Genomic DNA, 12916 nt, shown 5'->3' on the forward strand with positions numbered 1-12916 from the left:
GGCTCGGGCGGTGTGACGGCGGCTGGGACTTCGTAAGGCCGGGGGACCTCCCCCAGACCCCCGGAGGGGGACTCATGAGCAACATTCCCGAGACGGGACGGACCCCACGGGTCCAGATCCGGCTCGTCATCGTCCAGGTGCTGGTCCTCTCCATGCTGTGCACCCTGGGCGGTCGCCTCTGGTACCTCCAGATCCGCAACGGCGAGGAGTACGCCAAGGAGGCGTCGGGGAACCACGTCCAACGGGTCGTGCAGCCCGCGGTGCGCGGCTCGATCCTCGACGCGCGGGGCGTGCCGCTGGCCGACAACGAGACCCGGCTCGTGGTGTCCGCCTCCCGTACCGACCTGATGAAGATGAAGGACGACGGGAAGGCCGTCCTCACGCGTCTCGCCGCGGTCCTCGGCATGAAGCCGAAGGACGTCATGGACAAGGTCCGGCTCTGCGACGCCAAGACCCCGCAGCCCTGCTGGAACGGCTCGCCGTACCAGCCGATCCCGGTCACCGACGAGGCCACCACCCAGCAGGCCCTGCAGATCCGTGAACGCGCCGAGGACTTCCCCGGCATCACCGCGGAACCGACCGCGGTGCGCCGCTACACCGCGCCGGGCAAGGCCAGGACCTCGCAGGTGCTCGGCTATCTGTCACCCGTCACCGACGCCGAGATCGAGAAGGCGAAGGACACCGAGTCGCCGTACCTGCGTTCGGACCAGGTGGGCCGTTCCGGTATCGAACGCACCTACGACAAGGAGCTGCGCGGCAAGGCCGGCATCACCCGCTACGAGGTCGACAACCTCGGACGGGTCATCGGGCAGGCCAAGCCCGACAAGGCCGAACCGGGATCGCATGTCGTCACGTCCATCGACGCCCGGGTCCAGGCCGTCGCCGAGTACGAACTCAACGCGGCGATGGTCGAGGCCCGCAAGCAGCACGACCGGAACACCAACAGGAACTACAAGGCCGACGCGGGCGCCGTCGTGGTGATGGAGGCCAGGACCGGCCGCCTCGTCGCCATGGCGTCCCTGCCCGACTACGACCCCAACGCCTGGGTCGGCGGCATCTCCGCGAAGGACTACGCCGCGCTCACCGGCAAGGACTCCAACTATCCGCTGCTGAACCGGGCCATCCAGGGTCAGGCCGCCCCGGGCTCGGTCTTCAAGGTCGTCTCGACCGCGGCGGCCGTCAACGCCGGATACAGCTTCAAGGGCACCTACCCCTGCCCCAGCTCGTACTCCGTCGGCGGCCAGGTCTTCAAGAACTTCGAGTCCCAGGGCCACGGTTCCATCACCCTGGGCCGGGCGCTCGAGGTCTCCTGCGACACCGTCTTCTACGGCCTGTCCCACCAGCAGTGGCTGAAGGACGGCGGCATCAAGCCCAAGAAGAACCCCGCCGACTGGTTCTACAAGACCGCTCACCAGTTCGGTCTCGGTGCGGAGACCGGGATCGACCTGCCCAACGAGGTCACCGGCCGCGTCCCCGACCGCCAGTGGAAGCAGCGCTTCTGGGCGGCCAACAAGGACGGCTGGTGCAAGCAGGGCAAGAAGAACGGCGACTACGTCGAGCGGATCGCCTACGAGAACTGCCTCGAAGGCAACCTGATGCGCGCCGGTGACTCCGTCAACTACTCCATCGGCCAGGGCGACACCCTCGTCACCCCGATCCAGATGGCCACGATCTACGCCGCGATCAGCAACGGCGGCACTATGTACAACCCCACCGTCGGCAAGGCGATCATCAGCCCGGACGGCAAGCACATCCGCGAGATCAAGCCCCGCTCGCACGGCAAGCTGCCGATCAACAAGCAGACGCACGCGATGATAAACGAGGCCCTCGCGGGAGTCGCGACCCGCGGAACCGCCGCCTGGCGGTTCGGCGGCTGGCCGCAGGACAAGATCCCGATGCACGCCAAGACCGGCACCGCGGAGGTCTACGGCAAGCAGACGACCTCGTGGTTCGCCACGTACACCAAGGACTACGCGATCGTCATGACGATCTCCCAGGGCGGCACCGGCTCCGGCGCCTCGGGTCCCGCCGTCCGGAAGATCTACAACGCGCTCTACGGCCTGGACGAGGAAGGCAACCAGGACCTCAAGGAGGCGTTGCTGCCCCAACCGCAGAAGTCGCTGCCCAGGATCCAGCCGGACGGCTCCATCGACGCCCCGACGATCAAGCCGTACGACCCCGACTCGCAGAAGGTCGCCAAGGACGACGCGGACGCGCCGGACGACCGGCAGGGCAGCACCCCGCCCGACCCCACCCGGACACCCGCCCGGGATCCCGACGACGACACCCTCGCCGGGCCGCCGTCCACCTGGAGGGACTGAGCCATGTCCGGCACCCACGGCTTCACCGTCCAGCGCTACGGGCCCGAGCGCGGCGCATGGGCGAGGCTCACCGCCCGTGACTCGATAGTGCGCCGGATCGACTGGCCCATGCTTCTGTCGGCGACGGCACTGTCCCTCATCGGTTCCCTGCTGGTGTGGTCCGCGACCCGGAACCGCACCGCGCTCAACCAGGGCGACCCGTACTACTTCCTGCTCCGTCATCTCCTCAACACCGGCATCGGGTTCGCCCTGATGGTCGGCACCATCTGGCTGGGGCACCGCACCCTGCGCGGCGCGGTCCCCGTCCTCTACGGGCTGTCCGTCCTGCTCGTCCTCGCGGTCCTCACACCGCTCGGCGCGACCATCAACGGCGCCCACGCCTGGATCGTGATCGGCGGCGGCTTCTCGCTCCAGCCTTCCGAGTTCACCAAGATCACGATCATTCTCGGCATGGCGATGGTGCTCGCCGCCCAAGTCGACGCAGGGGACCAGATCCATCCCGACCACCGGACCGTGGTCAAGGCACTCGGCCTGGTGGTCGCCCCCGTCGGCATCATCATGCTGATGCCCGACCTCGGCTCCGTCATGGTCATCGCCGTGATCGTGCTCGGTGTCCTCCTCGCCTCCGGCGCCTCCAACCGATGGGTCCTCGGCCTCATCGGCGCAGGCGTCGTCGGCGCGGTCCTCGTCGCCACCCTCGGGCTGCTCGACGAGTACCAGATCAACCGCTTCGCCGCGTTCGCCAACCCCGAGCTCGACCCCGCGGGCGTCGGCTACAACACCAACCAGGCGCGCATCGCCATCGGCGGCGGCGGGCTCCTCGGCACCGGACTGTTCAAGGGATCCCAGACCACCGGCCAGTTCGTCCCCGAGCAGCAGACGGACTTCGTCTTCACCGTGGCCGGCGAGGAACTGGGCTTCGTCGGAGCCGGATTCATCCTCTTCCTGCTCGGCGTCGTGCTCTGGCGGGCCTGCCGCATCGCCCGCGAGACCACCGAGCTCTACGGCACGATCGTCGCCGCCGGGATCATCGCCTGGTTCGCCTTCCAGTCCTTCGAGAACATCGGCATGACCCTCGGCATCATGCCCGTGGCCGGCCTTCCGCTGCCGTTCGTCTCCTACGGAGGCTCCTCGATGTTCGCGGTCTGGGTCGCCGTCGGCCTCCTCCAGTCGATCCGGGTGCAACGACCGATAAGCGCCTGAGCGGCGCACTGCCATCCGGGCCCGCACCGGACTAGATTCGGTTCATGGCGGAGACCAAGCGCGAAATCGAGCGGAAGTACGAAGCCAGCCCCGACACCCGGCTGCCCGACCTCACCCGGGTGGCCGGGGTCGCCGAGGTCCGTGACCGCGGCGTCGCCGAACTCGATGCCGTCTACTACGACACCCCCGACCTGCGGCTGGCCGCCGACGGCATCACCCTGCGGCGCAGAACCGGCGGCAGCGACGCCGGCTGGCACCTCAAACTGCCCGTCGCACCGGGCGTGCGCGACGAGATCCGCGCCCCGCTCTCCGACACCGTCGCCGAACCCCTCACCGCCCTGCTGCTCTCCCGGCTGCGCGGCACCGGTCTGGTACCCGTCGTCCGGCTGAAGTCCTCCCGGGACGTACGGCACCTCGTCGACGACAAGGGCGAACTGCTCGCCGAAGTCAGCCTCGACACCGTCACCGCCGAACGGATGACCGACGGCGAGCGCACCGCATCCTGGACCGAGGTCGAGGTCGAACTCGCCGACGACGGCGACCCCGCCTTCCTCGACAAGGTCGAGAAACGGCTCCGCAAGGCCGGCCTGCGCCCCGCCGCCTCCGCGTCGAAACTCGAACACGCCCTCACCGCGACCTCGCCCGCCGAGGGGCGGGCCGCCGCGGAAGCCGCCGGAGGAGAACCCCCGGTCGCGGCCCGGCCGCTCGTCCGCCCCGGCTCCGCGGGCGACCACGTCCTGCGCCACCTGCGCGAACAGCGCGACGCCCTGCTCACCCACGACCCCGGCGTCCGCCGCGACGTCCCCGACTCCGTGCACCAGATGCGCGTCGCCACCCGCAGGATCCGCAGCGCCTTCCAGTCCTTCCGCACCGTCCTCGACCGCACCGTCACCGACCCGGTCGGCGACGAACTGAAATGGCTGGCCGGCGAACTGGGCCTCGACCGGGACCACGAAGTCCTCGTGGAACGGCTCGACAACCTGCTCTCCGAGATCCCCGACACCTTGCTGCTCGGCCCCGTCCGCGCGCGGTTCCAGGCCTGGAAGGCCCGGGGCGAGGGCGAGACCCGCAGCCACTCCCTCGCCGTCCTCGACAGCGAACGCTACGTCGCCCTCCTCGACGCCCTCGACGCCGTGCTCGCGGACCCGCCGCTGCGCCCGGCCGCGGTCAAGCCCGCCGCGAAGGTCTTCACCAAGGCCGTCCTGAAGGACTACGACCGGCTGGCGGGCCGCGTCGGGAACGCCCTCGCCCTGGAGCCCGGCCACGACCGCGACGTGGCGATGCACGAGGCCCGCAAGGCCGCCAAACGCGCCCGGTACGCCGCCGAGGCCGCCGTACCGGTGCTCGACGGACCCGCCAAGCGCTTCGGCAAGCGCATGAAGTCCGTGCAGCAACTCCTCGGCGACCACCAGGACAGCGTCGTCGCCCGCGACGCCCTGTTCGGCCTCGCCGTCCAGGCGAACACCGCGGGGGAGCCCTCCTTCACCTGGGGTCTCCTGTACGCCAGGGAGGAGAGCTCCGCCACGGACCGCGAGCGGGAGCTGCCGGACGTGTGGCGCAAGGCGTCGAAGGCGAAACTGCGGGCGGCGCTGGGCGGCTGACCGCCGACGGTACGGACGGCGTGCATGCCGCACAGTGGGCGGACCGTGTCGGCCGGCTACCGGACACCGCCGCCGACCGGCGCCGACGGGGACGATCAAGGGCGGCACGGGATCCCCCGCGGGCAGGTTACGCTTGATGGTCATCCCTGTCGGCTCACGAAAGTTCCGAGATGTCTGCCGAGTCGGTCTTCCCACAGCTCGAAGCGCTGCTCCCGCATGTGCAGAAGCCCATCCAGTACGTCGGCGGTGAGCTGAACTCCACCGTCAAGGCCTGGGACGAATGCGACGTCCGGTGGGCGCTCATGTACCCGGACGCGTACGAGGTCGGTCTGCCCAACCAGGGCGTCATGATCCTCTACGAGGTACTGAACGAGCGCGAGGGCGTCCTCGCCGAGCGCACGTACAGCGTGTGGCCGGACCTCGAGGAGCTGATGCGCGAGCATGGCGTCCCGCAGTTCACGGTCGACGGCCACCGCCCGGTCAAGGCCTTCGACGTCCTCGGACTGAGCTTCTCCACCGAGCTCGGCTACACGAACATGCTGACGGCCCTCGACCTCGCCGGCATTCCACTGGAGGCCAAGGACCGCACGCTCGACGACCCGGTCGTCCTCGCCGGCGGCCACGCGGCCTTCAACCCGGAGCCGATCGCGGACTTCATCGACGCCGCGGTGATCGGCGACGGCGAGCAGGCCGTCCTGGAGATCACCGAGATCATCCGCGCCTGGAAGGCCGAGGGCAGGCCGGGAGGCCGTGAGGAACTGCTGTTCCGCATGGCGAAGACGGGCGCGGTGTACATCCCCGGCTTCTACGACGTCGAGTACCTGCCGGACGGACGTATCGCGCGTGTCGTGCCGAACCGCTCCGGTGTTCCGTGGCGTGTCTCCAAGCACACCGTCATGGACCTCGACGAGTGGCCGTACCCGAAGCAGCCGCTCGTGCCGCTCGCCGAGACCGTGCACGAGCGCATGTCCGTCGAGATCTTCCGCGGCTGCACCCGCGGCTGCCGTTTCTGCCAGGCCGGCATGATCACGCGCCCCGTGCGGGAGCGAAGCATCACCGGCATCGGCGAGATGGTCGACCGCGGTCTGAAGGCGACCGGCTTCGAGGAGGTCGGTCTGCTCTCGCTGTCCTCCGCGGACCACACCGAGATCGGCGACATCGCGAAGGGCCTGGCCGACCGGTACGAGGCGGACAAGATCGGCCTGTCCCTCCCGTCCACCCGCGTCGACGCCTTCAACGTCGACCTGGCGAACGAGCTGACCCGCAACGGCCGCCGCTCCGGTCTGACGTTCGCCCCCGAGGGCGGCTCGGAGCGCATGCGCAAGGTCATCAACAAGATGGTCTCGGAGGAGGACCTCATCCGGACCGTGGCCACCGCCTACGGCAACGGCTGGCGCCAGGTGAAGCTGTACTTCATGTGCGGTCTGCCCACCGAGACCGACGAGGACGTGCTCCAGATCGGCGACATGGCCGTCAACGTCATCGCCAAGGGCCGCGAGGTCTCCCGCTCGAACGACATCCGCTGCACGGTGTCGATCGGCGGATTCGTGCCCAAGCCGCACACCCCGTTCCAGTGGGCGCCCCAGCTCTCCGCCGAGGAGACCGACGCCCGCCTGGAGAAGCTGCGCGACAAGATCCGCGGCGACAAGAAGTACGGCCGCTCCATCGGCTTCCGCTACCACGACGGCAAGCCCGGCATCGTCGAGGGCCTGCTCTCCCGCGGTGACCGCCGGATCGGCTCGGTCATCCGCGCCGTGTACGAGGACGGCGGCCGCTTCGACGGCTGGCGCGAGCACTTCTCGTACGACCGGTGGATGGACTGCGCCGGGAAGACACTGCCCGAGTACGGCGTGGACGTCGACTGGTACACCACCCGCGAGCGCACCTACGAGGAAGTCCTCCCCTGGGACCACCTGGACTCCGGCCTCGACAAGGAGTGGCTCTGGGAGGACTGGCAGGACGCACTCGACGAGACCGAGGTCGAGGACTGCCGCTGGACGCCGTGCTTCGACTGTGGTGTCTGTCCTCAGATGGACACGGCCATACAGATCGGCCCCACCGGCAAGAAGCTGCTCCCGCTCACGGTCGTGAAGTAGGCCGGCACGGAAACGCACAGGTGAAGGCCCTGTCCGGGATTCCCGGGCAGGGCCTTCACCGCGCCCCGCCCCCACCAGGACGCCCGGCGGGCCGGGCGGCGGCCTGGCCGGCCGCCCGGTCCGTCCGGGGCACGGGAACCGGGCGGCCGTCGGGCGCGTAGTCTGGTTGGTACGAAGACACAGCCCGACCCGGCGCGGCACCGGTGTCCGAGATCTCCTTCAGGAAGCAGGGATGAGCCGGACCGGACGCCGCAGCCGTCGGGTCATCTGCACGCCCGAGGGCGGCGCGCCACCGCGCCCGCCCCGCACCGAGGAGAAGAACCACTGGGCAAGCGACAGCCCGAAGGCCCGCCGCCCGCACCGGCGGTGCAGCGCATCCGACTGCGCTACACCAAGCGCGGACGCCTCCGGTTCACCAGCCACCGCGACTTCCAGCGTGCTTTCGAGCGTGCGCTGCGGCGCGCCGAGGTGCCCATGGCGTACTCGGCGGGCTTCACCCCGCACCCGAAGGTGTCGTATGCCAATGCCGCACCCACCGGCACGGGCAGCGAGGCCGAGTACCTGGAGATCGCCCTCACCGAACAGCGTGACCCCGAGATGCTGCGCAAGCTGCTCGACGAGTCGCTGCCCGACGGCCTCGACATCACCGAAGCCGTCGAGGCCCGCACGTCGGGACTCGCCGACCGGCTGACCGCCTCCGTGTGGGAGCTCCGGCTCGACGGAGTGGACGTGGCGGAGGCCGAGCGGGCCGTCGCCGCCTTCGTCGCCGCCGACACCGTGGAGGTCCGGCGCCGCACCAAGAACGGCATCCGCGCGTTCGACGCACGTGGTGCCGTCGTGGACATCCGAGCACTTGATCCGGCGGCTGATAGGCCCGGGGACGGGCCCTGTGCGATACTGCGGCTGGTTGTTCGGCACGTGACACCTGCCGTACGACCCGACGACGTCCTGTCCGGTCTCCGAGCTGTGGCCGACCTGGCGCCGCCGGTCCCCGCAGCGGTGACCAGGCTGGCGCAGGGGCTCTTCGACGAGGAGTCCGGCACGGTGACCGACCCGCTCGCGCCCGACCGCGAGGCTGCCCCGGCCGCTCCACCCACGGCCGCCGGGTCCGCCACTGCGACGGCGCCGGAAGGTCCTGCCGCGTAAGGACGGTCGTCGCAGCGCAGCCCTGGTACTCGGAAGCCACCTGGGTCGGGCAGCGCACTGACAGGAGACTTTCGCCAGGCCGTGCGTACATCGCGTACGGAACCGGCGAGCCAGACATTCAGCTCCCGTGCGGCGCACGTGCCCCGGACGGCCGGGTCGCGGACATCACGCGGCAGGCCGGACCGGACCGAGGCGCGGCGCCCGGGAGCGTGACGGGAGATACGCCCGCATGCGTGAGCCGAACGAACCCGGCGTTGCCGGGGTCCACAACGAAGAGAACAGCACTCCCAGCGACACTCTGCCGGCCCGCCGCCGACGCCGTGCCGCCTCCCGGCCGGCGGGGCCGCCGGCCGCGGTGGAGACCGTCGAGGTGGTGACACCGGCCGTCGCGGCCGTGGACGAGGGACCGTCCGAGGTCGTCGTCGCGCCGGTCGAGCAGCCGGCGCAGCAGGAGGCCGCCGCCGCTCCTGCCCGCACGCGTCGTCGTGCGACGCGCAAGGCGACGGCCCCGGCAGCTGTGCCGGAGGCCGCGGAATCGGTGGAGGCCGCTCCCGCCGCGGCTGCCGTACCCGCAGCCGCCGTCGAGGAGGAGACGGAGGTTGCCGCGCCCGCTCGTACGCGCCGTCGCGCGACCCGCAAGGCGACTGCTCCCGCCGGTGCGCCGGAGGCCGCAGAGGTGGCCGAGGCCGCCCCGGCGACGGCGGCCGTGGCGGACGAGGCCGCGGCGCCTGCTCGTACGCGTCGTCGTGCGACTCGTAAGACGGCTGCTCCGGCTGCTGCTCCTGCTGCTGCTCCGGAGACTGAGGAGGCGGCTGAGGCCGCTCCTGCCGCGTTGACCGCCGAGGAGCGGCCGGAGGCCGCGGCGCCCGCTCGTACGCGCCGCCGCACCGCCCGCAAGACGTCCGCCCCTGCCGAGACGGCACCCGAAGCCGCCGTGACCGTGGCCCCGGCCGTCGTGGAGCCTGCTGCCGCGCAGCCGGCCGAGCCGGCCGCAGCCGCCGAGCCCGTCGAGGCCGAGGCGCCCGCCCGCCGTACCCGCCGTCGTGCCACCGCGCCCGCCGGTGCTCCGCAGGCCGGGCCCACCGCTGCCGCCGAGCCGTCGGCCGAGGTCGCCGAGCCGGGCGCCATCGAGGAGCCGGCCGAGCCGGTTGCCGCCGCCGAGCCCGTCGAGGCCGAGGTGCCTGCCGCGCCCGCCCGTCGCACCCGCCGTCGTGCCACCCGTGCCGCGGCCGCGCCGCAGGCCGCCGCGGAGGCGTACGAGGAGCCCGCGGAGGAGGGCGAGACCCTGCCGCAGGCCGTGGCCGCCGAGCTGGCCGAGGAGGCACCGCGCCGCGGACGCCGCCGGGCCGGCTCCCCGGTCGGTGTGCCGCAGTTCACCGCGGAGGCCGTGACGGCCGCCGCGCCGCAGGCCGAGGAGGAGCCCGAGGCGCCCTCCCGCCGTCGTGCCGCCCGCCCGGCCGTCGCCGTCTTCCAGGCACCCGTCTTCGCCGAGCCGGTGTTCCAGACCCCGGAGACCGCTGCCGCCGCCGCGGCGGCGGCAGCGGAGGCCGCCGAAGCCGCCGAGGCCGCGCCGGAGGAGGAGCCCGCCGAGCCGTCGGCCGGAGGCCGTCGCCGTCGTCGCCGTCGCGCCGAGTCCGCTCCGCTGGAGACCTTCGAGGCGGCGGAGGAGCCCCTGGAGGAGGAGCAGGCCGAGGAGGCCGAGGAAGAGGAGGCGGACGAGTTCGAGGACCGCCCGTCCCGCCGTCGTCGCCGTGGTGGCCGCCGCCGTCGCCGCGGCGAGCCCGCGGAGCTCGAGGAGTCCGCCGAGGGGCAGGCCGAGGAGGAGGCCGAGGAGGAGGCCGAGGAGGCCGGCGAGGAAGAGGAGCCCGAGGAGGCGCACGAGGCCGAGGGCGCCGGCTCCAGCAGCAGCCGTCGCCGTCGTCGCCGCCGCCGCCGCAGCGGCGAAACCGGCGACCTCGAACCGGGCGCCGACGAGCCGGAGCGCACGGTCGTCAAGATCCGGGAGCCGCGCCCGAAGGCCGAGCCGTCCGACGAGGTGCAGTCCATCAAGGGCTCGACCCGTCTGGAGGCGAAGAAGCAGCGCCGCCGCGAGGGGCGCGAGCAGGGCCGCCGCCGGGTGCCGATCATCACCGAGGCGGAGTTCCTGGCACGCCGTGAGGCCGTCGAGCGCGTCATGGTGGTCCGCCAGAACGCCGACCGCACCCAGATCGGCGTCCTCGAGGACAACGTGCTCGTCGAGCACTACGTCAACAAGGAGCAGTCGACCTCGTACGTCGGCAATGTGTACCTGGGCAAGGTGCAGAACGTCCTGCCGTCGATGGAGGCCGCGTTCGTCGACATCGGCAAGGGCCGCAACGCCGTCCTGTACGCCGGTGAGGTGAACTTCGAGGCGCTGGGTCTCGCCAACGGCCCGCGCCGTATCGAGGCCGCGCTGAAGTCCGGCCAGTCGGTCCTCGTCCAGGTGACGAAGGACCCGATCGGCCACAAGGGCGCGCGTCTGACGAGCCAGGTCTCGCTGCCCGGCCGCTACCTCGTCTATGTGCCCGAGGGCTCGATGACGGGTATCAGCCGCAAGCTGCCCGACACCGAGCGCGCACGTCTGAAGACCATCCTCAAGAAGATCGTCCCCGAGGACGCGGGTGTCATCGTGCGCACCGCGGCCGAGGGCGCGAGCGAGGACGAGCTGCGCCGTGACGTCGAGCGTCTGCAGGCGCAGTGGGAGGAGATCCGGAAGAAGGCGAAGAGCGGCAACGCTCCGACCCTTCTCTACGGTGAGCCGGACATGACCGTCCGGGTCGTCCGCGACATCTTCAACGAGGACTTCTCGAAGGTCATCGTCAGCGGTGGCGAGGCGTGGGAGACCATCCACGGCTACGTCTCGCACGTCGCCCCGGATCTGGCCGACCGGCTCCAGCGCTGGACGTCCGAGGTGGACGTCTTCGCTACGTACCGGATCGACGAGCAGCTGATGAAGGCGCTGGACCGCAAGGTCTGGCTGCCGTCCGGTGGTTCGCTGGTGATCGACAAGACCGAGGCCATGGTCGTGGTCGACGTCAACACCGGCAAGTTCACCGGCCAGGGCGGCAACCTCGAGGAGACCGTCACCCGGAACAACCTGGAGGCGGCCGAGGAGATCGTGCGCCAGCTGCGGCTGCGCGACCTGGGCGGCATCGTCGTCATCGACTTCATCGACATGGTGCTGGAGTCCAACCGGGACCTGGTGCTGCGGCGTCTGCTGGAGTGCCTGGGCCGGGACCGTACGAAGCACCAGGTGGCCGAGGTCACCTCGCTGGGTCTGGTCCAGATGACCCGGAAGCGGGTCGGGCAGGGGCTGCTGGAGTCGTTCTCCGAGACCTGTGTCCACTGCAACGGCCGTGGTGTCATCGTGCACATGGAGCAGCCCACCGTCGTCGGCGGTGGCGGCGGCAAGCGGGCGCGGAAGCGCGGCCGCGGCGGCGCCGAGCACGTCCACGAGCTCGAGCACGAGGCCGTGGAGGCACCGGCGGAGGCTGTGGCGGAGACCGAGGCCGCGGCGGAGACCGAGGCCGAGGTGGCGGCGGAGGCCGCTGCGCCGGTCGCGCTGCCCGCGCCGGCCTTCGAGCCGGACGAGGAGCTGTACAGCAGCGTGGCCGAGGCCGAGGCGGCCGTACGCGGTCGTGGGCGCCGCCGTGCCTCGCGCCGGGCGTCGGCTCCCGCGGGTGCTCCGCGGGCCGTGGGGCACGCGGCGGCCGAGCCGCAGGAGCAGCCCGGCCTCGCCGAGATCGCTCCGACCATCGTCGAGTTGGAGGCGGCTCCGGCCGTCGTCGCGCCCGAGGTCGCCGATGTGGTCGCCGAGCAGGAGGTGCCGAAGGGCCGGACCCGTCGCCGGGCCACCCGGAAGGCCGCGTCCCCGGTCGGCAGCCCCGCGGAGGCCGCGGTCGTCACCGCCGAGCCGGTGGCCCCGGCCGTGGAGCCCGCTCCGGAGCCGGCCGCCGTCGAGGTGTCCGAGCCCGCGGCCGTGTCCGAGCCGGCCGAGGCCGCCGCGCCGGTGGCCGCGCCGCGGGCCCGTCGCCGGGTGACCCGCAAGGTCACCGCTCCGGCCGGTGCTCCGGTGGACGCGGGGGAGGGTGCGGTCATCGTGGTCGCCTCCTCCCCGGCGGCGGAGACCGGGGCCGCGGTGACGGAGCCGGCGTCCGAGGCCGTCGTGGCCGAGGAGGGCGCCGAGCCGGCCGCCACGGCCAAGAAGGTGGCTCGCAAGACCGCCAAGAAGGCCACGGCGAAGAAGGCGGCCGTCAAGAAGACGACGGCCAAGAAGACCGCCGCGAAGAAGGCGACGGCGAAGAAGGCCTCGAAGAAGACCGCGGCGGCGGAGCAGAGTGTTCCGTCCGTCACGGCGTCCGCCGAGGGCTGATCGCGACACGCATCACAACCGGGCCCGGGGGGGGGGGGGGGGGGGGTGGGGGGGGGGGGGGGGTGGTGGGGGGGGGGGGGGGGGGGATGATCCCGGAACACGTCCGGGCCGGCATCGTGCTGGATGACCGGGCCCTCGAGTCGGAGTTCGACCACATCA

General features: G+C 71.8%; 6 protein-coding genes. All 6 read left to right on the forward strand.

The features are described from left to right. Positions 1-74 precede the first annotated feature (74 nt). Positions 75-2321, forward strand: a complete 2247-nt coding sequence (gene mrdA, locus ACZ4Z5_RS23025; RefSeq protein ID WP_468265638.1) for a penicillin-binding protein 2 — start codon at positions 75-77, stop codon at positions 2319-2321. Between the two features lie 3 nt (positions 2322-2324). Beyond that, positions 2325-3524 carry a rod shape-determining protein RodA gene (gene rodA / locus ACZ4Z5_RS23030; RefSeq protein WP_468265640.1) on the forward strand — a complete coding sequence of 400 codons (1200 nt, stop codon included), beginning with the start codon at positions 2325-2327 and terminating at the stop codon, positions 3522-3524. Between the two features lie 44 nt (positions 3525-3568). Next, positions 3569-5125 carry a CYTH and CHAD domain-containing protein gene (locus ACZ4Z5_RS23035; RefSeq protein ID WP_468265642.1) on the forward strand — a complete coding sequence of 519 codons (1557 nt, stop codon included), beginning with the start codon at positions 3569-3571 and terminating at the stop codon, positions 5123-5125. A 170-nt stretch (positions 5126-5295) separates the two neighbouring features. Continuing rightward, complete coding sequence (locus ACZ4Z5_RS23040; RefSeq protein WP_468265644.1) at positions 5296-7221, forward strand: TIGR03960 family B12-binding radical SAM protein; 1926 nt, start codon at positions 5296-5298, stop codon at positions 7219-7221. A 366-nt stretch (positions 7222-7587) separates the two neighbouring features. Further along, positions 7588-8367 carry a TIGR03936 family radical SAM-associated protein gene (locus tag ACZ4Z5_RS23045; RefSeq protein ID WP_468265646.1) on the forward strand — a complete coding sequence of 260 codons (780 nt, stop codon included), beginning with the start codon at positions 7588-7590 and terminating at the stop codon, positions 8365-8367. A 229-nt stretch (positions 8368-8596) separates the two neighbouring features. After that, positions 8597-12757: an Rne/Rng family ribonuclease gene (locus ACZ4Z5_RS23050; RefSeq protein WP_468265648.1), complete on the forward strand. Its 4161-nt coding sequence runs from the start codon at positions 8597-8599 to the stop codon at positions 12755-12757. Positions 12758-12916 lie beyond the last annotated feature (159 nt).

This window comes from Streptomyces sp. NPDC030222 (genome assembly GCF_055573115.1).

What these genes read in the sequence shown, in the direction of transcription:
- mrdA (WP_468265638.1), top strand. Translation starts at nt 75, where the DNA reads ATGAGCAACATTCCCGAGACGGGACGGACCCCACGGGTCCAGATCCGG.
- rodA (WP_468265640.1), top strand. Translation starts at nt 2,325, where the DNA reads ATGTCCGGCACCCACGGCTTCACCGTCCAGCGCTACGGGCCCGAGCGC.
- ACZ4Z5_RS23035 (WP_468265642.1), top strand. Translation starts at nt 3,569, where the DNA reads ATGGCGGAGACCAAGCGCGAAATCGAGCGGAAGTACGAAGCCAGCCCC.
- ACZ4Z5_RS23040 (WP_468265644.1), top strand. Translation starts at nt 5,296, where the DNA reads ATGTCTGCCGAGTCGGTCTTCCCACAGCTCGAAGCGCTGCTCCCGCAT.
- ACZ4Z5_RS23050 (WP_468265648.1), top strand. Translation starts at nt 8,597, where the DNA reads ATGCGTGAGCCGAACGAACCCGGCGTTGCCGGGGTCCACAACGAAGAG.